This is a genomic window from Micromonospora sp. NPDC049662 (assembly GCF_040675055.1).
Classification (GTDB): Bacteria; Actinomycetota; Actinomycetes; order Mycobacteriales; family Micromonosporaceae; genus Micromonospora.
This window is the reverse complement of sequence record NZ_JBFAOC010000021.1, coordinates 80,895-105,119: the sequence shown is the minus strand read 5'-3', so window position 1 is coordinate 105,119 and position 24,225 is coordinate 80,895. Positions and strand designations below refer to the sequence as shown.

The following is a 24,225-nucleotide window of genomic DNA, read 5'->3' as shown; positions in this document are numbered from 1 at the left end:
TAGCAGCGCGCTGTCCCAACGCTAAGGCCGGGTTAAGCCGGCGGTCAGAGCGCCATCCGCATGAAGACGTCGGCACGGTCGTACGGCGCCAGCGGGATCTGTTCCGCGGCGACGTGCTGGAAGCCGGCCGTTTCGTAGAGGTGTACGGCGTTCGGGAGCTTGGTGCTGCTGCCGAGGAACAGGGTGGCCGCGCCGAGCTCGCGGGCGCGCCCGATCGCGGCCTCGATGAGTTGCCGGCCCAGGCCCCTGCCGCGCAGCGCCGGGGTCACCGCCATCTTCGACAACTCGAAGACGTCCGCCGAGCTGCGTACCAGGGCGACACAACCGACGATCTCCCCGCCGTCGCGCAGGACGAGCACGTCGCCGCCCGGTGCGACGATGGCAGCGAACGGGTCACCGAGCGTCTTACGGTCCGACTCCTCGATGGTGAAGCGGTGGGAGATCCACTCTTCGTTCAGCGTCCGGAAGGCATCGGCCTCCTCGGGGGTCGTCATGGACGTGACGGTCAGCGTGCTCGGATTCATGACCCCAATTCTCCGGCCGCCCTCATTCGAACGTCCAATATCTTGTTTGGACTGATTCGTATCCTCGACGTATGGATCCCGAGTTGCGCCACCTGCGGTACTTCGTCGCGGTCGCCGAGGAGCTGCACTTCGGTCGGGCCGCGGTGCGACTGCGGATGGCCCAGCCGCCGCTGTCGCAGCAGATCCGACAGCTCGAGGCGATGATCGGTACGCCGCTGTTCGTCCGCACCTCCCGGTCGGTGGCGCTGACGCCCGCCGGTGAGGCGTATCTCGTCCGGTGCCGGCGGGTGCTGGCCGCCGTGTCCGACGACCTGCACGAGGCGAGCCGCATCGGGCGCGGGGAGCAGGGACGCTTCGACATCGGCTTCGTCAGTTCGGCCATCCAGCTCGGGCTGGCCGGGCCGATCCGTCGTTTCCGTGAGCGCCATCCGGCCGTCCACCTACGCCTGCACGAGGCGTACACGGCGCAGATCGTCGACCGGCTGTTGAGCGGCGAGGTCGATCTCGGCGTGGTTCGGGACGCGGACGACCACGACGACCTGGTCGGCGTCACCTTCGCCACCGAGTCCTTCGTCGCCGTCCTGCCGGCCGACCACCCGCACGCCCGAAGCCGCGCGATCAACGCGGCGGTGCTGCGGGACGACCCGTTCGTCTTCATCCCGCGAATGGCCGGCGAGCGGGCCTACCAGCGCAATCTCCGGCCGTGCCTGGAAGCCGGCTACACGCCGAGCATCGTCCAGGACGCCGGCAACTGGACCACGGTGGTGCACCTGGTCGCGGCCGGCCTCGGGGTGACGATCGCACCGGCGAGCATCACCGCCGTGACGCCTCCTCCGGTGGCGGTGCTGCCGTTGACCGGCACCGGGGCCACCACCGAGGTGCGGATCCTGCGTCGCCGGGATGACGAGCGGGTCACCGCGACCGGCTTCGGGACCGCAGGGCGATCTCCGGGCCTGCTGGCGGCTAGCCACGCCGGTTGAGTTCCGCCTCCAGCCGCTGGACGAGGGTCTTGCGGTCCTTGCCGGCGTGCTCGTTGCGCAGGGCGGTCCGGAGCTGTCGCGTGTCGAGGCCACGGACGAGTTTGCTGGCCTCGGCCACCGACATCTCCGACATCCGGCCGGAGGTGGTGGCGTCGCGTCGTGCCTTCTTGGCGGGGCCGGTGTTGGCGACGTACTGCCGGCCGGTCCGGGACGCCTCCCGCTTCTTGGTGTCGGTCGCGCGTTTCTGGCTCTCGGACATCTCGTCCCAGGCCTTCTTGGGCAGGTAACGGCTCGTCGTGCCGTCCTTGCGGGCCCGGGCGTCGCCCTCCTTCGTCTGCCACTTCTCGTTGCCCCAGCGCTGCAACGCCTTCTGCCGATCGTCCTTTTCGCCCAGGAACGCACCGCCGCGCCGCTTGTACTCCTGCGTCACCAGCTGTGACTTGCGCGCCGACCACTGACCGGGCTTTCCGCCCTTGTCGGACGCCTTGATCTCTTCCTTGATCTGCTCTCTGAGCTCGGGTTTCGTATACCGCGCCATGGGTGGCAGCTACCCGGCAGCGCAGCGGCTATGCCTGGCGCTGCGGTGGCGGGCCGAGCCGCAGCAGCACCTGCGCCCCACCATGCGGGCCGGAGCGCAACTCCAGCCGGCCGCCGCCGGCCTGGGCGGCCCGCCGGGCGATGTCCAGGCCGAGCCCGGTCGAGCCGGCCGCGCTGGCCCCTCGCTTCACGGCGCCCGGCGGCATTCCGGGGCCCTCGTCGGCGACGGTGAGCAGCACCTCGCCGCCGTCGGACACGAGGCGGACCGTGAACGGCGTGCCGTCGGGGGTGTGCGCGAAGACATTGCCGAGCAGGGCGTCCACGGCGGCCGTCAGGTCGTCGGCGGCCACCCCGACGGTCAGCGGGCCGGGGGCCAGGTCGAGGTGGACGGCCCGGCCGGTGTCCTCGGCGAGCACCGACCAGAACGCGACCCGGTCGGCGACGATCGCCGCGGCATCGGAGGCGACGGCGCCCGGCACCGGAGCGCGACGCCAGCGGGCCTGCTCGATCAGCCCGGTGACCGCCCGTTCGAGCCCGTCGGCGGCGGCCGCGATCCGGACCGCGTCGTCCGGGTCGCGCAGTGACTCCGCCTCCAACCGCAGCGCCGTCAGGGGTGTCCGCAGCCGGTGGGACAGGTCCGCGACCTGCTCGCGCTCCTGGAGCAGGAGGACCTGGATCCGGCTGGCCAGGTGGTTGAGCGCCCCGGCGACCTCCCGCAGCTCGGCCGGGCCGGCGGGTACGACCCGGGCGTCCAGCTCGGCGTTCGCCAGGCGGTGCGACACGGCGGACAGGTCGCTGATCGGCCGGACCAGCGTGCGCGCCAGCCGGTCGGCGACCGCCAACCCGATCAGCACCAGCACCACACCGAGCAGCGCCAGCACCAGCCAGGCCCGGGTCACCCCGGCGGTCAACTCCTGGCGGGGCACCACGATCCGGATGACGCCCGTGCCGTCCGCCCGGCCCTGCACGGCGATGACCACCTCCCGTCCGGCCGCCGACTCGCCGGTGAGGCTCTGCCCTCGTGCGGCCAGGGCCACCGCGGGCGTACGGGGCGCCTGGGCGCCGAGCACCGTGCCGTCGGGCAGAAACACACTCACCGGACGGCCGGACTCCGCCGCCAACTGCTCGACGGTGAGCCGGATGGTGGGCGCGTCGGCGGTACCGACCACCGGCACGAGGCTCTGCGCGTCGGCGGTGGCCCGTACGGTCGCCCGGTCCTGCGCGACGGTGCGCACCAGCAACGCCAGCGGCACCAGGAACGCGACGAGCGTGAGGACGCTGACCGCGGCTACCAGCAGCGCCAGACGCGCCCTCACGGGCGGGCCGAGGGCGCTTCGAGACGTACGCCGACGCCGCGCACGGTGTGCAGGTAGCGGGGTTGCTGGGCGGTCTCCCCCAGCTTGCGGCGCAACCAGGACAGGTGCACGTCGACGGTCTTGTCGGCCCCGCCGTACGGGATCTGCCAGACCTCGGTGAGCAGCTCGCGTTTGGTGACCACCTGACCGGGTCGCCCGGCCAGGTGGTGCAGCAGGTCGAACTCGCGCGGCGTCAGCTCCACCGGCGTGTCGTCCAGGGTGACCTGCCGGGACCGGGGATCGACGCGCAGACCGCCGACGACGAGGGCCGGGTCCGGCGCGTCGACACCGGCGGGGCCCCGCCGCAGCACCGCGCGGGCGCGGGCGTCGAGCTGCGCGGCGGTGAACGGCTTGACCACGTAGTCGTCGGCGCCCGCGTCGAGGACCCGGACGATCTCGGTCTCGTCGTCACGCGCCGTGGCCACGATGACCGGCACCGAGCTGACCGCGCGCAGCATCCGCAGCAGCTCACGTCCGTCCAGGTCGGGCAGGCCCAGGTCGAGCACCACCAGGTCGGGCCGGTCGTCGAGGGCGTCGCGCAGGCCCGCCATCGCGGTCGAGGCCGCGGCGACCGCGTGGCCGCGTTCCCGCAGGGCACGGATCAGCGGGGTACGGATCGTCAGGTCGTCCTCGATGAGCAGCAGGCGGGCCACAGCAGGCAGGCTAGCCGCTGTCACTGCCGGCGGGGCCCACGTTAACCGTGCCTTAGCCTCCGGATGTGCCGGCGACAACCGTGGATCGGGGATAGTCGGTGGCATGAGCCGTCGTTCGGTCCTCGTCGCCGCCGGGTGGGTGGCCACCGTCGCCGTGGCGACCCTGATCGGGTTGGGCGCGATCCGGCTGGTGGGTGAGAGCATCACCGGCACACCGGGCGGGGTGCGCAGCGAGGCGGAGATCGAGCGGGCGCTCGCCGCGCCGGAGCCGGGGCCGAGTGGCACCGTGGGCACCGCGCCGGGCGGGCCGTCCACGGCGAGCGCCGCACCGAGCGCCAGCGCCGGGGTCCGCCGGAGTTTCGCCACCGGCGGCGGCACCGCCGTGGCCGAGTGCGGCCCCGACGGGGTACGCCTGGTGTCGTGGGCGCCCGCGCAGGGTTACCGGGTGCACGAGGTGGACCGGGGCCCGGACGACGACGTCGAGGTCACGTTCGAGGGTTCGGCCGGACGGCACGAGTTGAAGGTCCGCTGCATCGGCACCGAACCGGTGGCCGTCGCCGACGACTGACGGAGCCAGCGGCGTGGCCGGCACGGAGAACCGTGCCGGCCACGTCGTGGTGGTGGTTCAGCTCGTGTACGCCTCCACCTCCCAGAGGGAATGGCCGTAGCCGGTCCCCCGGGCCGTGCCGTAGATGCGCAGGTAGCGGCCGTTCGTGCCGAGGCCGCTGTGCTCGTCCACGCCACCGTCGGCGCCGGTCACCGTCTTCACGGTGGTCCAGGTGGTGCCGTCGTTGGAGGTCTGGATCTGGTACGCGCTGCTGTACGCCGCCTCCCAGGCCAGCTTGACCCGTCCGATCGCGGTCGGGCTGCCCAGGTCGACGCGGATCCACTGCGGGTCGGAGAACGCGCTCGACCAGCGGGTGGCGAGGTTGCCGTCGACGGCCTGCGCGCCGGTCACGTCGGCCCCCTCGCTGCTGGACGTCGTCGTCGGCTTGTTCAACAGCAGGTTGCCGCCGGTCGGGGTGCCGGTGCCGCCGTACACCTCGAACTCGTAGAGCGAGTAGCCCCACGCCGTGCCGCGGCCGGTGCCGAGGAGCCGGACGTACCGGCCGGAGCCGGTGAGCCCGGTCAGGTCGTCCACCCCTCCGTCGCCGCCGGTCACCGTGCGGATCGTGGTGAAGGTGACGCCGTCGGTCGAGGTCTGGATCTGGTACGCGCTGCCGTACGCGGCCTCCCAGGTCAGCTTGACCCGGCTGAGGGCGTACGTCGCGCCCAGGTCCACGTCGATCCACTGTGGGTCACCGAAGGCGCTGCCCCAGCGGGTGCCGGCCACACCGTCGAACGCGTTCGCCGCGACGAAGGCGCCCTCGAAGCTGGAGGCCCGCGCCGGCTTGCCCCTGGCCAGGTTGGTGCCCGTGCCGGGATCCGGGTCCGGGTCCGGGCCGGGACCGCCGGGGCTGGTGGAGAGGGTGAACTCGTCGATGTCGAACCACGGCCCGGCACCCTTGAAGACCAGGTACAGGGTGCGGGTGCCGGTCGGCGCGGTGACCCCGCCGGTGACCGTGGCGAAGTTGGCGTACCCGCCGGTGGAGGTGACGGTCGCCGAGCCGACCAACTGCCCGGTGGGTGAGTCGACGCGCAGCTCCAGCGTCCCGCCGCCGCCGGCCGGCGCGCCGACCCGGGCGCTGAACGACTGGATGCCGGTCAGGTTGTACGGACGGAACGAGATCCAGTCGTTGTTGTCGATGTAGCCGACGGCGGCACCGCCGTGCCCGGCCGCCCCGGCGACGATCTGGACGCCGGACGAGTCACCGAAGTGCTCGGCCTGGCGGATGCGGGGTTGCAGCACCGCCTGGGTGTGCGTGGTCAGCGCCGGCTGGCCGCCTCCGCCCAGGTCGGTGTACTCGGCGTCGATGATGCCGAAGATGTTCGCCGCGGTGTCGTGCTCGCCGTCGGCCGAGGTCTGGATGACCCCGGTGCAGCCCTGCGCGCTGGCGAGCTGGTGGCCGTGCGAGTCGTGCCCGAGGACGTAGTTCACCTTGACCCGGGCGCAGTTGATGGTGCCGTCCTGGGCGTCGGTGACCGTGACGGAGAACGGGATCGCGTCTCCGAAGGTGAAGGTCTGCCCGTTCAACGGGGTGTTCACGGTGACCACCGGGGCGCTGTTGCCGACGGTGACGACCACGCTCGCGGTGGCGGTCTTGCCGGTGGTGTCCCGCACGGTCAGCGTCGGGCTGCGGGTGCCGTTGGTGGTGTACGTGAAGCTGGGGTTCGCGGCGGTCGAGTCGGTGGTGCCGTTGTTGTCGAAGTCCCAGGCGTAGGTGAACGGGTCACCGTCCGGGTCGAGGGTGCCGGCCGAGGAGAAGGCCACGGTCAGCGGCGCGGTGCCGCTGGTGGGGGTGGCGGTGACCTTCGGCACGGGCGCGCGGCCGCCGCGGGCGTATTCGATGCGGTAGAGCGCCGAGTTGGCGTCGCCGTTGAACCAGCCGGTGCCGTAGTCGAGCACGTAGAGCGCGCCGTCCGGGCCGAACTCCATGTCCATGACCTGGGTGCCGGTCCACGGGAACGGGTTGATCTTCAGTGGCTGACCGCTGGAGTCGAGCTTGACGTTCTTGATCCAGCGGCGGCCGAACTCGCCTGCGAAGAAGGTGCCGTCGTAGTACTGGGGGAACGCCACGGGCGAGGTGTTGTTCGGGTCGTACCGGTAGACCGGGCCGGCCATCGGCGACAGGCCACCGCCGGTGAACTCGGGCGGCGAGCCGGAACCGCCGTACGGCAGCCAGGCCGGGATCGCCGGCGGGAGCTGGGTGATGCCGGTGTTGTTGGGCGAGTTGTTGACGGGCCCGCCGGCGCAGTTGAACTTCGCCCCGGACGGCCCGGACGGGAAGGTGTAGTCGTTGTAGGCGTCGTTGCGGGCGGTGCAGTACGGCCAGCCGTAGAAGCCGGGCCGGTCGATCCGGGCGAACTCGACGTTGCCCGCCGGACCCCGGTTCGGGTCGGCGGTGCCCGCGTCGGGTCCGTAGTCACCGAGGTAGACGATGCCGGTGGCCTTGTCCACGCTCATCCGGAACGGGTTGCGGAAGCCCATGGCGTAGATCTCCGGGCGGGTCCGGGCCGTGCCGGGCGCGAACATGTTCCCGGCCGGGATGGTGTAGCCGCCCGCCGCGCTCGGCTTGATGCGCAGCACCTTGCCGCGTAGGTCGTTGCTGTTGCCGGCCGTGCGCTGCGCGTCGAAGGCCGGGTTGCGGCCGGACCGCTCGTCGATCGGGGTGAAGCCGGCCGAGTCGAACGGGTTGGTGTCGTCCCCGGTGGACAGGTAGAGGTTGCCGGCCGCGTCGAAGTCCATGTCGCCGCCGACGTGGCAGCACATGCCCCGGCTGGTGGGCACGTTGAGGATCAGGGTCTCGCTGGCCAGGTTGATGGTGTTGTCGGCGTTCACGGTGAAGCGGGACAACCGGTTGACCCCGTCCCAGACGGCGAAGTCGGCCGGCGTGCCGGTGGCCGGCGCCCCGCCCCCGGGGGTGCTCAACGGGGGCGCGTAGTACGCGTACACCCAGCGGTTGGTGGCGAAGTTGGGGTCGGCCTTGATGCCCTGGAGCCCCTCCTCGTCGCCGCTGTAGACGGCGAGGGTGCCGGCGACCTTGGTGTTGCCGGCGGCGTCGGTGTGCCGGATCACGCCATCGCGGGAGGTGTGCAGCACACCCCGGTCGGGCAGGACGGTCAGGCTCATCGGCTCGCCGGTCTCGGCCGCGCCCTTGGCCAGCGCCACCTGCTGGAATCCCGTGGTGACCGTCGGGCCGCAGTCGGCGGTGACCGCCCCGGCGGCGGTCTGGATGCCGCCGAGCAGGTGCTGCCGGAAGGCCGCGTCGGTGTACGAGGCGTCGGTGTGGCCGAGGCCGGTGTACCAGGCCCGGCCGCCGGAGTAGTTCTGGCACCAGGAGATCGGGTGGTCGTACCCCATGCTGCCGCCGGTGTAGGTGCTCTCGTCGAGGGTGGCCAGCACGTGCACGGTGCCCCGGGGGTTGGCGCGGTAGTTGTACAGCTCGTCGAAGCGGCTCCACCGCTGCGGCAGCCCCTTGGTGGACGGGTGCACCTGGTCGGCGACCGTCACGGTGGCGGTCTGCTCGGCCGGGTGCGAGGCGAAGTACGCGCCGACGAGCCCGCCGTACCAGGGCCAGTCGTACTCGGTGTCGGAGGCGGAGTGCACGCCCACGTACCCGCCGCCGGCCGTGATGTAGCGCTCGAAGGCCGCCTGCTGGGTGGCGTTGAGCACGTCACCGGTGGTGGACAGCCAGATCACCGCCGCGAACCGGGCCAGGTTGGCGTCGGTGAACTGGCCGGCGTCCTCGGTGGCCTCGACGGTGAAGCCGTTGGCCGCGCCGAGTTGCTGGATCGCCGTGATGCCGGGGGTGATCGAGCCGTGCCGGAATCCGGCGGTCTTGCTGAAGACCAGGACGGTGAACGGGGCGGCGCTGGCCGCGGGTGGCGTGGCGACGACGCCGCCCAAGACGAGGATCGCGCTCAACACAGCGCCGAGCCATGCTCTCGGGGATCTGCGCACGGATTGGTCCTTTCGCGGGACGACGTGCGCCGATCACGCCGGTGGTGGTGTGCATGCATCGTTACGGGTCGATTACCACCTCGTCAAGGACTTCCGCACTATCCGAGAGAGCGTTATCTCGGCAGGTCAGGGCGACTGCGGCAAGAAAGATCAGATTACGGTTTCCGCGCGGTCCCGCGCGTCGTCCCGGCGCAGGGCCGGCAGCGTCGGCGCGAGCGCCACCGCCATGCACAGGCCGCCGAGCGGCAGCAGGTCGAGCGTGACGGCCGGTAGGACGATGCCGACGAGCAGCAGGGCCACGCTCCACCAGGGCAGCCGCCGGTGCGCCGCGAGCATGCCCGCGAGGACGAGCAGACCGAGGAAGAACAACTGCGGTACGACGTCGTAGAACAGCACCTCGACGCCGGGCACGTCCTTGAAGTCCGCGCCGAGCGCCGACATCTCCGCCCGGTCGGCGGCCAGCAGACCCTCGACGATGTCGGCGCCGAACTGCACCATCGTGGCGGCGAGCCCGACCAGCGTGACGGCCACGACCGACGTACGCCACGGACCGGGGCGTAGCAGGCCGGCCAGCGCCAGCACCACCGGCACGAACAACACCATGCCGGCGAGGCCGACCAGGTGCGCGGCCTGCCAGTCGAACCCGGGACCATACGTCCCGTCGGACCTACCCCACAGGCGGACGAGCCCGTAGCCCACGATGCAGGCCGGACCGGTGATCACGAAGAATGCGGCGCGTCTCATGATCACCATCATCTGGCCGTCCACACCCGTCCAGCCTCCGGGCGCAGCCCCGGTACGGCCCCGGTTTCCGCCTCAGGTCTTCCACCGAGCAACCCTGATCCCGGTGGTCTCTATAGTCGCGCGGTGAGCATGGAACGGGTACGGCAGGCGTACGCCTCGGTCGCGGATCTCTACATCGAACTGTTCGGCACGCGTGAGCAGGTCGACCCCGACGACCTCGCCCTCATCGGCCGGCACCTGGCGGGTCGACCCGGGAAGGTGCTCGACCTGGGTTGCGGCCCCGGCCACCTCACCGACTACCTGCGGTCGTCGGGCGTCGACGCCACGGGCATCGACGTGGTCCCCGAGTTCGTCGCCCACGCCCGTGCGACGTATCCGAGCGGCAACTACCGCCTCGGGTCGTTGGGCGACCTCGACGTGGCCGACCACTCCGTCGCCGGCATCCTGGCCTGGTACTCACTGATCCACCTGCCGCCGGAGCGCCTCGACGGCGTGCTGACCACGTTCCGGCGTGCCCTGGCCCCGTCCGGGAGGTTGGTGCTGGGCCTCTTCTCCGGCGACGAGGTCGACGCCTTCGACCACAAGGTCATGACCGCCTACCGTTGGCCGGTCGACGAGATCGCCGCGCGGCTGGCGCGCGCCGGCTTCACCGAGGTCGAGCGTTTGGAGCGCCCCGACGGTGGCGCCCATCGGCCGCACTTCGCCATCGCGGCGGTCACCATCGACGGGTGAGCGTACGGCGCCTCCTCAGCCGTGTCGGGAAATGCGGCGAGGCGACCGGATCGCCGGTCGGCCAGCCGCCTGGACGCATTGCGGGGCTGTTCTGTGTGCCGCTGCGCGGCGGGCTAGGAGACGCCCGTTCCATGGCGCAGTTGGGCGAAGGCTCGGTCTGCGTCGGCGATCGCCTCGGGTTGCACGTCGTGTGCGGTTCGCCCATCGGCGATCCTCTGCCAGTTGGTCCGGGCCAGGACGCGGTGAACCGCGATCACCTGGGCGGCCTGCAGTAGGGCGTCGATGCCCGGGCCGAGGGCCGCAGCCAGCGCCTCCTCATCGTCGAGCAGGTACTGCGTGAGCCGTCCCGCCAGGCTCGGGGTGGTGAACACCAGCCGATGAAACGCCACCACCTCGGGATGATCATTGAGGCCGGTGACCGGCTCGAAGCGATCGAGACCGGCTCGGAAATGCCGGTGCAGGGCTGTCATCGGCGCGATGTCGGGCCGACGGTCGCGCACCACACGTGCGGCCTCGCCGTTGTGGTCCGCGAAACGGTGCAGGACCAGGTCTTCCTTGGTGGCGAAGTAGCGGAAGAGGGTCGGTTTCGACACCTCGGCCGCGACGGCGATGTCGGAGACCGATACCTGCTCGAACCCGCGCGCCAGGAACAGCGAGATCGCCGCGTCGGCGATCGCGTCCCGCGTACGCAGCTTCTTGCGGGCGCGTAGCCCGACAGGCTCCATCACCGTGTCAGACTAACATTCGTTACCGAGTTGCTTTTTTAACTCGGTAACGGTTTCATGGAAGCCATGGAACAGGTAGACACCCCGAAGCACTCCGTCAACCAGGGCGAGGTCGCCGCGACACCACTAGGAGTACCTCCGGTACTTGTCACTGGGGCGACCGGCCGCATCGGGCGCAGCGTCGTCGATCTGCTGACCGATGCGGGTGTGCCGGTCCGTGCCCTCGTGCGCCGCTCCGAGACGGCGGCGACACTGCCCGCCAACGTCGAGATCGTCACCGGCGATCTCACCGTGCCCGAATCGCTCGACGACGCACTGCACGCCGTCAGCACGGTCTTCCTGGTCTGGACCGCTCCGGCGCAGACCGCGGCGGCGGTCGTGGACCGGCTGGCCGCCCAGGCGCAGCGGGTCGTCTACCTGTCCGCACCACACCAGACCCCGCACCCGTTCTTCCAGCAACCGAACCCGATGGCGGCGTTGCACGCGGAGATCGAGCGGCTCATCTCGGCCGCCGGGCTCGACTCGACGATCATCCGACCAGGGATGTTCGCGTCGAACGCCCTCCTCTGGTGGGCCGCCGCCATCCGTGGCAACGGCGTGGTCCGGTGGCCGTACGGCGCGGCCGAGACAGCCCCCGTTGACGACCGAGATGTGGCCGAGGTCGTCGCGCGCACCCTGTACGAGGACGGGCACGCTGGCGGTGACTACGTCCTGACCGGCCCCGAATCACTCAGTCAAGCTCAACAGGTAAGCATCATCGGTGACACGCTGGGGCGCCCGATCGCGTTCGAGGAACTGTCGCCCGACGACTTCCGGCGCGAGACTCCGGAAGCCGCGCGCGCGGCAGTGGACATGCTCCTCGCCGCGTGGGACGCCACGACGGGACACCCGGCATACATCACGTCCACGATATTCGACATCCTCGGAACACCACCGCGAACGTTCCGCCAGTGGGTCACGGACCACGCCACCGCCTTCACCGAGCATCCCCACCCACGGAACCCCTGACCACCCTCGACGTCAGCTGACCAGTACCGAACGGCGGATTTCTCGTTCCACTGGCGGCGCGGCGCAGGGGGCGAAGCGGCTCGACCATCCCTCGTCCGGCATCCCGTCGAGGGCCAACAGCTCGAACACGTTGCCATCGTGGCTGACCGGAAGCGGGCCGGCGGCCGTCGAAGTAGGTGCACCAGATGTGTTCGTCGGTCCACGTCCACCCGGAGGCCCTGACGACGTGAAAGAGGTAGGCGTCCGAGATCGCGTCCAGCCGCGCCGACCCGTCCTCGCGCAGATCGATCTGGTCGCCGGAGGATCCGCACCAGGTACCCGTCAGGTCAGCCTTCGTAGGCTGTGGCGGAGGGGTCGAGGGCGCACAGCCGACCAGATTGTGCGCTGAGTCGTAGTCGCTCGGCTGTTCTTGCCGCCTCTTGGATCGGGGTGGTTGTTGCGGTCGGCGCAGTTGACGGCCAGGCCGCGAGCGAGGTTCTGAAGCCCTGCCCGCTTCTCGTTGCCGCCGTATTCGTTGACGTTCAAATCCACCTCACGCGTCGCGCGCAGCGGACACCGCCAGGAACCCTCAGCCGACGCTAAGACCGCTCTCACGGCCCGTTCCTAACGTGTGCGGGCATGGCGACACCACCCGTATCCCCGCCGACGACCGCCGACGTCACCTCCTGGCTGACCTGCGTCGCGCCCCGCCCGGCCGCCCGGCTGCGGCTCGTGTGCCTCCCGTACGCCGGTGCCGGCGGCGGCGCGTACCGGCCGTGGGCCGCGCTGCTGGGCGACGACGTGGAGGTGTGGGCCGCGCAGTTGCCCGGCCGTGAGCGTCGGCTGGCCGACCCGCCGCTGAGCACGATGGACGAGGTGGCGACGCCGCTGGTCGACGCGATCGTCGCGCGGGTGCCGGCCCCGTTCGCGATCTTCGGGCACAGCATGGGCGGCCTGATCGGGTACGAGGTGGCGGCCCGCCTGGTCGCCCGGGGCGGCCCGGTACCACAGCGGCTGGTGGTCTCGGCGGCACGTCCGCCGCGCGACGCCGCGCCGCTCGGCACGGCACACCGCCTCGACGACGCGGCGCTGACCCGCTGGCTGCACGACCTCGGCGGGATACCCGACGAGGTGCTCACCGACCCCGGTCTGCTGGAACTGATCCTGCCGACCGTGCGGGCCGACCTGAGCGTGGTCGCGTCCTACCGCCCGACGACCGTGCCGCCGCTGCCGCTGCCCGTGGACGCGGTGGCGGCCGCCGACGATCCCCTGGTCGCCCCGGACGAGGTGGCCGGCTGGGCGGCCTGCACCGCGGCCGGTTTCTCGCTGACCGTCGTCCCGGGAGGCCACCTCTACCTGCACGACACGCCTCCCCCGCTGTCCCGCCTGCTCGACGGCGGGCCGGCCGCCGACCGCGCGTACGTCGAAGGGGCCACCCGATGACCCAGGACCTGCACCCGGACCTCGCCGACCTCACCCCCGAGCAGCGGGAGCTGCTGGCCCTGCGGCTGCGCCAGAGCCGCGCCGGCCAGAGCCAAGCCGGCCAGGCCCGCGCCGGTCGCGCCGATCCGACACCGACTCCCGCGACGGCGGCCTACCCGCTCTCCTTCACCCAGGAGCAGCTCTGGTTCCTGGACCGGTTGGAGCCCGGCACGCCGGTCTACAACGTGCCCTTCGCCGAGCGGATCACCGGTCCGCTCGACGTCGCGGCGCTGCACCGGGCGGTCAACGCGGTGGTGGCCCGGCACGACGCGCTGCGGGTCGTCTTCGCGACCGTCGACGGCGTCGTCACCCAGCAGGTGTCGGACGCGCTGGAGCTGCCGTTGCCGCTGCTCGACCTGACCGGGCTCCCCGCGTCGGATCGGGAGGCGGCGGCCGAGCGGGAGATCGCGGCGCACGCGGCGGTCCGCTTCGACCTGACCAGCGGGCCCCTGCTCGCGGCACGGCTGGTCGCCCTCGCGGACCACGAGCACCTGTTGCTGGTGACCGCGCACCACATCGTCTTCGACGCCTGGTCGGCGGGTGTGTTCGTCGAGGAGCTGGTGCGCTGGTACGGCGAGTTCGCCGGGGACGCCCCGGCCGGGTTGCCCGCGCTGCCCACCCGGTTCGTCGCGCACGTCGCCGCCCGCCGCCGGCCGGAGGCCGAGCGGGAGCTGGCGGGTCACCTGGCGCACTGGCGGGAACGACTCGCCTCGGCGCCGGCCCGGTCCACGCTGCCGCCGGACCGGCCCCGGCCGCCGGTGCAGACCCACCGGGGCCGGAGCCTGCCGTTCACCGTCGACGCCGAGCTGACCGACGCCCTCGGCGGGTTGGCCCGCCGCGCCGGAGCCACCGTCAACGCGGTGGTCCTCGCCGGGCTGACCGCCCTGCTGCGCCAGGCCACCGGCCAGGACGACCTGCTGCTCGGGATGCCCGCCGCCGGGCGGGCGAGCACCGATCTGGAGCCGCTGATCGGCTGCTTCGCCACCATGCTGGTGCTGCGCGTGGACACCACCGGTGACCCGAGCGTCCGCGACCTCGTCCGCCGGGTGCACCGGACGGTCAGCGAGGCGTACGCCCACCAGGAGGCCCCGTACGCGCGGGTGGTGGAGGAGGTCCGCCCGGTCCGCGACCCCAGCGTGAACCCGCTCTTCCAGGTGCTGGCGACGATGACCGACGGCGGCGTACGGCAGCGGCAGGCGGCCGGTGCGACGTTCCGTCCGGTGCCGGCGGAGAGCGGCCTCACCGACTTCGACCTGTTCGTCAGCCTGACCGTCGAGGGTGACCGGATCGACGGCGCGGTCGACTTCAACGCCGACCTGTACCTCGACGAGACGATCGCCGCGACCGTGGGCCGGCTGCCGGAGCTGCTGCGCGCCATGGTGGACGACCCGGACCGCCCGCTGTCGCAGGTGCCCGGCCTGCGCCGGCACCGGATCGCCCTGGCGGCCACCTTCACCGTGGATCCGCTGCGCGACCCGGTGGAGTTCTGGCTGCGCTTCCTGCGCGTACCCGCGTCGGTGGAGCTGGTCGGGTACGGCCAGCTGGTGGCCCACCTGCTGGCCGGGCCGACGGCCGACGCCACGGTGTGCCTACTGCGGTTCGAGGACTGGCTGCGCCGGCAGGAGAACACCGCCGGGGCCCTCGACGCGGCGATGGACGACCTCGACGCGGCGGTGGCGGCGTACCGGCGACGGACCGACGCACCACTGCTGCTTGTGGTGTGCCCCGCGTCGCCGCGCGCCGCCGACCGGCTCGGCGAGCGGTCCGGCCGCCTCGACGACCGGCTGGCCGCGTTGGCCGCCCGTACGCCGGGGGTCCACGCGGCCTGGGCCGCCGACCACGTCAGCGCCTACCCGGTGAGCGAGATCAGCGACGAGCGCGCGGACGAGTTGGGCCATGTGCCGTACACGGGCGAGTACTTCGCGGCGTTGGGCACGATCGTGCTGCGTGAGCTGCGGCGGCTCGCCGGTCAGCCGCGCCGGCTCGTGCTCGTCGACGACGAGCGGTTGCCGGTCGACCGGCTCGCCGACGCGCTGCCCGGTCACGAGGTGCGGGCGTACGCGGCGGAGGCGCTGGCCGCCGCCGATCCGGCCACCACGATGGTCCTGGACACCGACCCGCAGGCCGTGGCGGCGCTGCGCGACGCATACCCGGGCGTGCTGGCGTTGGCCGTGCCCACCGGCGCAGCGGACCTGCGCCGGCAGCTCGCCCACGTCTGGGCGCTGGACCCGCCGCTGGCGAGCGCCGGCCCGAATGAGCTGTGCACGACGATCGGATCGGAGCGGGCCGCGTACGTCGTCGAGGAGCTGAGCAACGCCGCAGCGGTCGCCGAGCGGAGCCGTCCAGCGCGCGCCGCCACGACGGACGACGGCGAGGTGGTCGCGCCGCGCACCGCCACCGAGGAGCGGCTCGCCGGCCTCTGGGCCACCGCGCTCGGCGTCGAACAGGTCGGCGTGACTAGCGACTTCTTCGGCCTCGGTGGACACTCGCTGCTCGCCACCGGGCTGCTGTCGCAGGTACAGGCCGAGTTCGGCCGGGAGGTGTCGCTCTACACCCTGTTCACCAACCCGACGGTGGCCGGGCTCGCCGCCGTGCTGGATGCCGATGAGGACGCCACCGCGCTCGCCCCGCTCACCCCCGCCCCGGCGGGTACGCCGGCCGTGGCGTCGTCGGCGCAGGAACGGCTCTGGGCGCTCGACCAGCTCGGCGACGACGTGGTCCGGCACAACACCACGGCCGCCGTCGAGCTGCGCGGCGACCTCGACACGACCTCGCTGCGCCGGGCGTTCGAGGACGTGCTGGCCCGACACGAGGTGCTGCGGACCACCTTCCGGGGCCGTGACGGCGAACCCGAACCCGTCGTGCACCCGCACGTCGACCCGTGGCTGGAGACGCTGGATCTGACCGCGCTGCCGGCGGCGAAGCACGCCCGTGCGCTGCGCCGGGCGGCCGCCGAGCTGGCCGCGCACCGGTACGACCTGGGGACCGGCCCGCTGGTGCGGGCCCGCCTGCTGCGGCTGCCCGACCAGCGCTGGCACCTGCTGCTCGGCATGCACCACATCGTCTGTGACAACACCTCGTGGAGCATCCTGCTCGACGAGCTCGCCGCCCGGTACGCCCACCACGCCACCGGCGTCGACCGGCCACTGCCGCCGCTGCCCGTGCAGTTCACCGACCACGCCCGACACCAGCGCGACTGGCTGGCGTCGGCCGCCGTCGAGCCGCACCTGACGTACTGGCGCAAGCGGCTGGCCGACGCGCCGCCGCTGCTGGACCTGCCCACCGACCAGCCCCGCCCCGACGAGCGCTCGGACGTCGCCGGGTACCAGGCCCAGCGGCTGGGCGTCGGGCTCGGCGCGGCCGTGCGGGAGCTGGCCCGGGCCGAGGGGGTCACCCCGTTCGCCGTCCTGCTGGCCGGTTTCGCGGCCCTGCTGCACACCGAGAGCGGGCAACCGGACCTGGTGCTCGGCACGCCCACCGCCGGCCGGGAACGCGCCGAACTCGCACCGCTGATCGGGTGCTTCGCCGACCTGCTGCCGTTGCGGATGGACGTGGCGGGACGGCCCACGTTCCGGCAGCTCGTGACCCGGGCCCACCGCACGGCCCGGGAGGCGTACCGGCACCAGGGGCTGCCGTTCGCGACCATCGTGGAGGCGCTGCGGCTACCCCGGCAGGCCGCGTACCACCCGCTGTTCCAGTGCGTGCTCAACGTCCTCGACGGCGCCGACGAGCTGCCGGAGTTCGCCGGGCTGACCGCCACGCCGGTCGAGGTGCCGAGCGTCGGTGTCGACTTCGACCTCTTCCTCAGCGTCACCTGGCAGGGCGACGACCTGCACGCCGACCTGGCGTACCGGGCCGACCTGTTCACCCCGGAGCGGATGGTCCGGCTGTTGACCGGGCTGGCGAAGGTGCTCGACGACGGGGTGCGTCGACCGGACACGCCGATCGGCGCGGGTCGACGTGCGCCCGTCTCGCGGCGGTCGACACCGCCCGCGCCCCGGCTGGTGGTCGGCGGCACCGTCGAGGTTCCGCGGCTTGCCCAGGCCGTCCGCTTCTGGGCCGGGCTGCTCAACCTGCCGCACACCCTCGAACAGCTCGCGCCCGGCGCGCTGCTGCGGCTGCTGCGCGACCCGGCCGCCGGCCTGGCGACCGGCCGGCGCGACCGCAACGCGCTGGTCCTGCGCTGGGAGGACCGGCTCACACCCGGCCCGCTCGCGGCGGGCATCGTCGGGCTGCGCGACTTCCTCGCCGAGCTGCTGGCGGCGCTGGACGTGCACCGGGCGCACAGCGTGGCGGCGCTGACGATCGCCATCTGCCCGCCGTCGCCGCCGTACCGGACGTCGCCGTACACCGCCGTCTTCGCGGAGCTGACCGCGCGGCTGGCCCAGGCCCGGCCGGACGTCGACGTCGTCTCCGTGGCGGCGTGGGCGCGGCGCTACCGGGTGCCGGAGCTGCCCGGCGACGCCTGGTCGCCGGAGCTGGCGGCGGTCACCGCGACGCTGCTGGTGCGGCGGGCGGTGCGGCATCCCGCGCTGCGCCGGCTGGTCGTGCCGGCCGGCCCGGCGCACCGGCAGGCGGAGCTGGCACGGCTGCTCGCCGCCCAGGCCCACGCCGGGCGCGAGGTGCTGCTCACCACGACGCCGCAGCGCGCCGAGCTGTCCGCGCTGGTCACCGCCGGGATCATCGGGTACGCCCCGACGCCTCCCACCGACGCGGCCACCCTGCTCCTGCATCCGGCCAGCACACCCGCGCCGCCGGACGTCCCGGCGCTGCCCGTCGACGAGCGGGTCGGGCCGGTGGAGCTGCTACGGGGTCTCTGGTCGCTCGACGCCGGGACCACCGTGGACGGGAACGCGCCCGTCGACCGGATCCCCGCCGGCCTGCTGGCCGAGGTCGCCACCGAGTTGGCCGATGCGGCGGCGGTGCGCGGCGCGGTCACCGACGGGTACCGGCGCTCGGCCGACCGGGCCGCCGCCGCGCCGCGCACCGACCGGGAACGCCAGCTCGTGGCGATCTGGTCGGAGCTGCTGCGGACCAACCAGCTCGGCATCACCGACGACTTCTTCGCCTCCGGCGGCGACTCGCTGCTCGCGATGCAGCTCGTGGCCCGCTGCGCGGCCGCCGACATCCACCTCACCCCGCGACAGCTCGTCCGCCACCCCACGGTGGCCGAGCTGGCCGCCAGCCTCGGGGAGGCCACCGCGACGCCGAACGCCGAGCAGGGCGAGGTGCACGGCGACGCCCCGCTGACCGGCGCGCAGCGCTGGTTCACCGACGTCATCGCCCCCTCCATGGGTCGGCCCGCCCTGTTCAACCACCCCTACTACCTCGAGCTGGCCCGGCCGCTCCCGGCCGGCCTGGTCCGCGAGGCGGTACGTCGGCTGGTGGCCCAGCACGACGCGCTGCGGCTGCGCCTGACCCGGCAGGCGGACGGGAGCTGGCGTCAGCGCCACGGCGACCCGGCCGACGCCGTGCCGTTCGTCAGCCACGACCTGACCGGGCTCGCCGTCGACGAGCGGAAGGCGGCGGTCGAGGCCCACTGCGCCGAGGCGCAGACCGCGCTGGACCTCGAATCCGGCCCGCTGGCCCGGGTGGCGCACTTCCGGCTCGGCCCGGAACTGCCCGACCGGCTGCTGCTCGTCAACCACCATCTCGTCGTCGACGCGGTCTCCCGGGGGGTCCTGCTGGCTGATCTGGAGACGCTCTGCGACCAGCTCGAACGTGGTGTCGAGCCGACGCTGCCGGCCAAGACCACGTCGTACCGGGACTGGGCGCGGCGACTGGCCGGGTACGCGGATTCGCCGGAACTGCGCGAGCAGGTGCCGTTCTGGCTGGCCCAGGCCGACGAGGGGGTGCTGTCCCGGTTGGCCGACGAGCCGTCCGCCACGCCGTTCCGCCTCGGTGACCTGGGCCTGGCCACCGTGACCCTGGACGAGGCCGCGACCCGGGGACTGCACGCCGCCGCCCGTCGACTGCGCGCCAGCGTGCGGGACCTGCTCGTGTGGGCGGTGGTGGACACCGTCGCGGGGCGTACCGGCGGCGCGGTCACCGTCGCCACGACCGGCCACGGCCGGGAACCGCTCTTCGACGACGTCGACGTGAGCCGTACGACGGGCTGGTTCCAGGTGCTCTACCCGTTGCGCCTGGAGCTGCCCGCGACCGCCGACGCGACCCGCTCGGTCCGCTCGGTGATCCGCCAGCTCGGCCGGGTTCCGGACAACGGCATCGGCTACGCGCTGCTGCGTCACCTCTGCCCGGACGACGAGGTGCGCGCCCGGCTGGCCGCCACCGCCGCGCCGATGGTGGCGGTCAACTACATGGGCGGGTACGGCTTCGACGACGTCGCCCCGGCCAACCAGCTCCTCGACGTCTGCGCGGCGCCGTTCGGACCGACCGAGGACCCCGACGGGCACTGGCCCTTCCCCTTCGACGTGACGGGGTCGCTCACCGGCCCCACGCTGCGCGTCGATCTGAGCTATGCCACTCCGGCCTTCCGGCCGGAGACCGCCCAGAACCTGCTCGACGGCATCCGACAAGGCCTGTTGCGCCTGGCCGGACGCCCCGGGCAACCGCCACGGCAGTAGGAGGAGACCCCCATGGCGTTCCGACGCCCGTCCCGGTTCGCCGGGTTCACCACGATCTGGTTCGGCCAGCTGCTGTCGGCGCTCGGCACCCGGATGACGAACTTCGCCCTGAGCATCTGGGTGTGGGACGCCACCGGCCGGGCCTTCGACCTGACCATGCTGATGGCGTTCGCGTTCGGCGCGACAGTCATCTTCAGCCCGATCGCCGGCGCGCTGGTCGACCGGTGGGGCCGACGACTGACCATCGTGCTCAGTGACATCGGCTCGGCGCTCACCACCGCCGTCGTGCTGCTGTTGTTCCTCAGCGGCTCGGTCGAGGTGTGGCACCTCTACCTGGTCAACCTGGTGACCGGGGCGTTCCTCGCGTTCCAGCTCCCCGCGTACCAGGCGACCATCACGGTGATGATGGAGAAGGGCCAGTACCCGAGGGCCAACGCGATGATGTTCGCGGTCCGGACCATTCCGGTGATCTTCGCTCCCGGCTTCGCCGCCGCCCTGCTGGGCTTCATGGACATCAAGGTCATCCTGCTCGTCGACGCGCTCTCCTACGTGGTGGCGATCGGGGCGGTGCTGCTGGTGCAGCTCCCACCCCGGCCCCGCTCGACCCAGCCGGACGAGGGCGGCTTCTGGTACGACACGATCTACGGCTTCCGCTACATCCTGGCCAGCCGGGCGTTCACCGGGCTGGAGGCGATCATGTTCGCCATCAACGTGCTCGCCGCCGTCGGCTTCGCCCTGCTGGTGCCGCAGATCCTGGCCCGCACCGACAGCAGCACCAACGCGGTCGGTCTGGTGCAGACCATCGGCGCGGTGGGCGGCGTGGCCGGCGCGCTCCTGCTCGGGCTGCTGCCCAACACCCGCCACAAGATCCGCCGGATGCTCGTCGCCATCCTGGTCTTCAGCGTCCTCGGCCGGATCGTCTACGGCGTCGGGGACAGCATCATCGTCTGGTCCGTCGCCCTGCTCTTCCTGCACCTGTCCATCCCCTTCATCGACGGGTACGCCCAGTCGGTGTGGCAGGAGAAGGTCGAGCCGTCCCACCAGGGCCGGGTCTTCGCCGCCCGCCAGTTCATCGAGGACCTGGCGTACCCCGGCGGCACCGCCCTGGCCGGTATCGCCGCGGACCGCTGGTTTGAGCCGATGATGCGCGAGGGTGGCCCCGGCGTGCCGTACTTCGGGTGGCTGGTCGGCAGCGGACCGGGCGCCGGAATGGGCCTGATCTTCGTGATCGTCGGCCTGTTCGGCATCGGCGTGGCAGCCGCCGGGTTCGCCTCGCCGAGCATCCGCCGGATGGAGACCGACCTGCCCGACTACGACGAGCCGACCGACCCGCCGGCCCCGCTGCCCTCGCCGACCGGCACCGATGAGCTGACCGACGACCGCGCGGTGGTGGCGAAGTGACGCTGACCGAGGTGGTGGCCGGGGTCCTGGAGGTCGACCCGGCCGAGGTGACCGACGAGTCCGGGCCGGAGACCATCGGCACCTGGACCAGCCTGCGCCACCTGCAACTGGTGGTGACCCTGGAGGAGGTCTACGGGCTCTCCTTCGCCTTCGACGAGATCCGCGACGTGCGCAGCGTCGGCGAACTGCGGACGGTGCTGCGCGCCAAGGGCACGGAGACGCGATGAGCACCGTCCTGTTCACCCGACGCGCCCGCTGGCAGGCACTCACCCGCCGGCGACCGGCCCCGACGCTGCGCGTCGCCCTGCTGGCCAGCTACACGGCGGACCCGCTGGTGCCGTACCTGGGCCTGGACCTGCACGAGCGCGGCCTTTCCGCCACGCTCACCGTCGGCCCGTTCCAGCAGGTCGTGCAGCAGTGCCTGGCCACCGACGGCTTCCTCGCCGAGGTCCGGCCGGACGTGCTGGTGGTGGCGCAACGCCTTGAGGAAGCGGGCGAACCCGGCGCGGGCGGCGACGCCTGGGCGACGGAGCTGCTGGCCGGGGCCGAGGCGGCCGTCACCGCCGCACGTCGGCACGGCGCCCTGCTGGTGTACGTGCTGCCGGCGATCCCCGCGGCCCGCCCGTCCGGGCCGGCCGACGCGATGCACGCCGACGGGGTGGCCGCCAGCGCCACCGTCGTACGGCAACGCCTGCGCGACCGGCTGGCCGGCGACCCGTGGGTGCTGCTCGTCGACGCCGACGAGGCGGTACGCGCCGTCGGCGACGAGCGGGCGCACCACCCGGTGCTGTTCCGCCTCGCCAAGGTGCCGTACACCGAGGAGGTCTTCGCCCGGCTCGGGGCGACCGCCGCCACGCTGGTGGCGTCCTGGTTCGGCACGGGCTGCCGGGCGCTGGTCGTCGACGGCGACGGGCTGACCGGCGCGGCGCACCTGCTGCCGGCGCTGCGCGAACTGCGCGCCGCCGGCGTACGGGTGGCGCTGCGGGCCACCGGCGACGGGTGCTGGTCGGACGGCGATGCCGTCGACCTGCTGGGCGTGCTCGACGGCTGGGTCACCGACGACCGGCCGATCGGCGCACAGCTCGCCGAGATCGCCGAGGCGCTGGACGTGGCACCGGCGCAGCTCGTCCTGGCCGGCGTCGACGCGGCCCAGCTCAAGCCGCCCAGTGCTGGGCCGCCCAGTGCAGGGCCGCCCAGCGAAGGGCCGACCAGCGAGCGGTCGACCAGCGAAAGGCCGACCAGCGAAAGGCCGACCGGCGATGAGCCGACCGGCGACGGGCCGGCGGTCGAGGGGCCGCCGCGGCGCGTGCTGCTCGGGGCCGACCCGACGGCGTGGCCGGACGAGCTGCGGGCGGCGCGGTTGACCGACCGGCTGCCGGAGCGACGGTGGATGGGCGGCGGGACCGGACCCCTCGCCGCGCCCGCCGAACTGTCCCTGGACGACTTCGTGGCCGGCCTGGACGTTCAGGTCGACTACCGGCCCGTCGTCGCGGACGGCGTCGGCGAGGTCGCCGAGGTGGTGGCCCGCGCGCACGACTTCGCCCTCGCCCCGGCCCCACCGGCCGCCGCGTTGGCCCAGCGGGCCGCCGATCTCGTGGCCATCCGGGTCCGCGACCGGCTGGGCGACTACGGCACCTCGGGCCTCGTCGCGCTGGACCGCGGCGCCGACCGCTGGACCGTCGACGTCTTCTCGCTCTCCTGTCCCGTGCTGGGCAAGGGCGTCGAGGCGGCCGTGCTGCGGGAGGTGACCCGCCGGGCCGGCGCGGCCGGCGCGGACGAGGTGGTCGTCCGGTGGACCGACACGGGCCGCAACGGCACCGCCCGGCGCTTCCTGTCCGAGGTGGACAGTCTCGCGCCCGCCGATCCTCGGGTCCGGCTACGCGCCATCCACGCGAGCGACGACCGGACCACGGGGGTACGGCCATGAGCGCGCCGCCGGTCGGCGTCGGGGTGGCCGCCCTGGCCCACGTCCTCGGCGAGCCGGTCGACGTGGCGGCGGCCGCGGCCGCGTACACCAAGGATCTTGATCGTCTGCGGTCCTGGGAGTACCGGACCTTCCACCGGGCCGGTCCCACCGTCGGGGTGACCGACCTGGCGGTGGTGGCCGGCGGCACGGCCCTGGACCGGGCCGGGCTGTCCGCCGCCGACGTGGACCTCGTGGTGCTGGCCATCCCCGACCTGGCCGAATACCTCTACTGGGACCCGGCCGCGCACACCCAGGCCCGCCTCGGCGCGCACCGGGCCGAGGCGGTGCTGCTCAACCAGGCGTGCGGCGGCGGGGTGGCCGCGTTCGACACGGTGGCCGGGCGGTTCGCCACCCATCCCGACTACCGGACGGCGCTGGTGATCGGCGCGAACCGGGTGTGCGAGCCCTACTGGAACCGGATGGAGGTGAACACCAGCGTCTTCTCCGACGGCGCGGCGGCGGCCGTGCTGGTCCGTGACCACGACCGGTGCCGCTGGCTGGCCACCGAGACCATCACCGACGGCCGGTACGCGGGCTTCATGCGGATGCCCGTCGGCGGCGCCGCCCAGCCGTTCACCCCGGACGCCGGCACCCCCCGCGTCGGTGACCCGGCGGACCGGCTCAACGAGTTCTTCGCCGGGGACGTACGGCGGATGTTCCGGTTCGTCGCGACCATCCGGGAGCGCAACCGGCAGGTGGTCCAGGCGGCCTGCGACCGGGCCGGCGTCACGCTCGCCGACGTCCGCCGCTTCGTGCACTTCCACGACAACGCCCGGCAGTTCGCCGAGCTGGCCAAGGACCTCGGCGTGGAGCTGGAACGCACGAACGTCGAGCTGGCCCTCGCGCACGGTCACATCGGCTGCGCCGACCAACTCATCAGCCTGGAGCGCCACCTCGACAGCGGCGAGGTGGCCACCGGCGACCTGGTCGCCCTGACCAGCACCGGCAGCGGCATGCACTGGGTCTGCACCCTGCTGCGGGTCTGACCGGCCGC

17 protein-coding genes are annotated in these 24,225 nt (G+C 73.0%); 10 read left to right on the top strand and 7 right to left on the bottom strand.

Annotated elements, in window-relative coordinates; genetic code table 11:
* Nucleotides 1-44: 44 nt before the first annotated feature.
* Nucleotides 45-524 (bottom strand): GNAT family N-acetyltransferase, encoded by a 480-nt coding sequence (locus tag AB0J36_RS18025; protein WP_357169279.1) that lies wholly within the window; start codon nucleotides 522-524, stop codon nucleotides 45-47.
* Nucleotides 525-595: 71 nt separating this feature from the next.
* Between AB0J36_RS18025 and AB0J36_RS18020 the strand changes: the two genes are divergently transcribed.
* Entirely contained in the window at nucleotides 596-1,504 is a 909-nt protein-coding gene (locus tag AB0J36_RS18020; protein WP_357398008.1) for a LysR substrate-binding domain-containing protein, read from the top strand.
* Here the strand turns inward: AB0J36_RS18020 and AB0J36_RS18015 are convergent.
* From AB0J36_RS18015 to AB0J36_RS18005, 3 genes are read right to left on the bottom strand one after another with little or no spacing between them, the layout of a single operon-like run.
* Nucleotides 1,488-2,042 carry a DUF5872 domain-containing protein gene (locus AB0J36_RS18015; RefSeq protein WP_357125675.1) on the bottom strand — a complete coding sequence of 185 codons (555 nt, stop codon included), beginning with the start codon at nucleotides 2,040-2,042 and terminating at the stop codon, nucleotides 1,488-1,490. The genes AB0J36_RS18020 and AB0J36_RS18015 overlap by 17 nt on opposite strands.
* A 28-nt stretch (nucleotides 2,043-2,070) precedes the next feature.
* Nucleotides 2,071-3,357 (bottom strand): HAMP domain-containing sensor histidine kinase, encoded by a 1,287-nt coding sequence (locus AB0J36_RS18010; protein WP_363660892.1) that lies wholly within the window; start codon nucleotides 3,355-3,357, stop codon nucleotides 2,071-2,073.
* Nucleotides 3,354-4,049 carry a response regulator transcription factor gene (locus AB0J36_RS18005; protein WP_357125669.1) on the bottom strand — a complete coding sequence of 232 codons (696 nt, stop codon included), beginning with the start codon at nucleotides 4,047-4,049 and terminating at the stop codon, nucleotides 3,354-3,356. The genes AB0J36_RS18010 and AB0J36_RS18005 overlap by 4 nt, the downstream gene beginning before the upstream one ends.
* Nucleotides 4,050-4,152: 103 nt before the next feature.
* Here AB0J36_RS18005 and AB0J36_RS18000 point away from each other — a divergent pair, with 103 nt between their 5' ends.
* The gene (locus AB0J36_RS18000; protein WP_357169273.1) at nucleotides 4,153-4,617 is read left to right on the top strand and encodes a septum formation initiator; all 465 of its coding nucleotides are present in this window, start codon (nucleotides 4,153-4,155) and stop codon (nucleotides 4,615-4,617) included.
* A gap of 57 nt (nucleotides 4,618-4,674) precedes the next feature.
* Here the strand turns inward: AB0J36_RS18000 and AB0J36_RS17995 are convergent, their stop codons facing one another.
* Together AB0J36_RS17995 and AB0J36_RS17990 are read right to left on the bottom strand one after the other, a co-directional pair.
* Nucleotides 4,675-8,610, bottom strand: a complete 3,936-nt coding sequence (locus AB0J36_RS17995; protein WP_357169270.1) for a ThuA domain-containing protein — start codon at nucleotides 8,608-8,610, stop codon at nucleotides 4,675-4,677.
* 150 nt (nucleotides 8,611-8,760) lie between these two features.
* The gene (locus AB0J36_RS17990) at nucleotides 8,761-9,354 is read right to left on the bottom strand and encodes a hypothetical protein (RefSeq protein ID WP_357169266.1); all 594 of its coding nucleotides are present in this window, start codon (nucleotides 9,352-9,354) and stop codon (nucleotides 8,761-8,763) included.
* A 123-nt stretch (nucleotides 9,355-9,477) separates the two neighbouring features.
* Here AB0J36_RS17990 and AB0J36_RS17985 point away from each other — a divergent pair, with 123 nt between their 5' ends.
* Nucleotides 9,478-10,086, top strand: a complete 609-nt coding sequence (locus AB0J36_RS17985; protein WP_357125657.1) for a class I SAM-dependent methyltransferase — start codon at nucleotides 9,478-9,480, stop codon at nucleotides 10,084-10,086.
* Between the two features lie 113 nt (nucleotides 10,087-10,199).
* Here the strand turns inward: AB0J36_RS17985 and AB0J36_RS17980 are convergent, their stop codons facing one another.
* A complete protein-coding gene (locus AB0J36_RS17980; RefSeq protein WP_357125721.1) occupies nucleotides 10,200-10,811 on the bottom strand; it encodes a TetR family transcriptional regulator in 612 nt (203 codons plus the stop codon).
* A gap of 66 nt (nucleotides 10,812-10,877) precedes the next feature.
* Here AB0J36_RS17980 and AB0J36_RS17975 point away from each other — a divergent pair, with 66 nt between their 5' ends.
* The 7 genes from AB0J36_RS17975 (at nucleotide 10,878) to AB0J36_RS17945 (ending at nucleotide 24,217) form a co-directional block, all read left to right on the top strand.
* The gene (locus AB0J36_RS17975; protein WP_357398001.1) at nucleotides 10,878-11,819 is read left to right on the top strand and encodes an NmrA family NAD(P)-binding protein; all 942 of its coding nucleotides are present in this window, start codon (nucleotides 10,878-10,880) and stop codon (nucleotides 11,817-11,819) included.
* 618 nt (nucleotides 11,820-12,437) lie between these two features.
* Nucleotides 12,438-13,241: an alpha/beta fold hydrolase gene (locus AB0J36_RS17970; RefSeq protein ID WP_357397998.1), complete on the top strand. Its 804-nt coding sequence runs from the start codon at nucleotides 12,438-12,440 to the stop codon at nucleotides 13,239-13,241.
* The gene (locus tag AB0J36_RS17965; protein WP_357397996.1) at nucleotides 13,238-19,864 is read left to right on the top strand and encodes a condensation domain-containing protein; all 6,627 of its coding nucleotides are present in this window, start codon (nucleotides 13,238-13,240) and stop codon (nucleotides 19,862-19,864) included. Before AB0J36_RS17970 ends, AB0J36_RS17965 begins: the two co-directional genes overlap by 4 nt.
* 12 nt (nucleotides 19,865-19,876) lie before the next feature.
* Nucleotides 19,877-21,265, top strand: coding sequence for an MFS transporter (locus AB0J36_RS17960; protein WP_357125645.1), 1,389 nt, complete (start codon nucleotides 19,877-19,879; stop codon nucleotides 21,263-21,265).
* The gene (locus AB0J36_RS17955; protein WP_355048096.1) at nucleotides 21,262-21,492 is read left to right on the top strand and encodes an acyl carrier protein; all 231 of its coding nucleotides are present in this window, start codon (nucleotides 21,262-21,264) and stop codon (nucleotides 21,490-21,492) included. Before AB0J36_RS17960 ends, AB0J36_RS17955 begins: the two co-directional genes overlap by 4 nt.
* Complete coding sequence (locus tag AB0J36_RS17950; RefSeq protein ID WP_357397993.1) at nucleotides 21,489-23,192, top strand: hypothetical protein; 1,704 nt, start codon at nucleotides 21,489-21,491, stop codon at nucleotides 23,190-23,192. The genes AB0J36_RS17955 and AB0J36_RS17950 overlap by 4 nt, the downstream gene beginning before the upstream one ends.
* Nucleotides 23,189-24,217 carry a 3-oxoacyl-[acyl-carrier-protein] synthase III C-terminal domain-containing protein gene (locus AB0J36_RS17945; RefSeq protein WP_357125637.1) on the top strand — a complete coding sequence of 343 codons (1,029 nt, stop codon included), beginning with the start codon at nucleotides 23,189-23,191 and terminating at the stop codon, nucleotides 24,215-24,217. Before AB0J36_RS17950 ends, AB0J36_RS17945 begins: the two co-directional genes overlap by 4 nt.
* The last annotated feature ends 8 nt before the right edge of the window (nucleotides 24,218-24,225 follow it).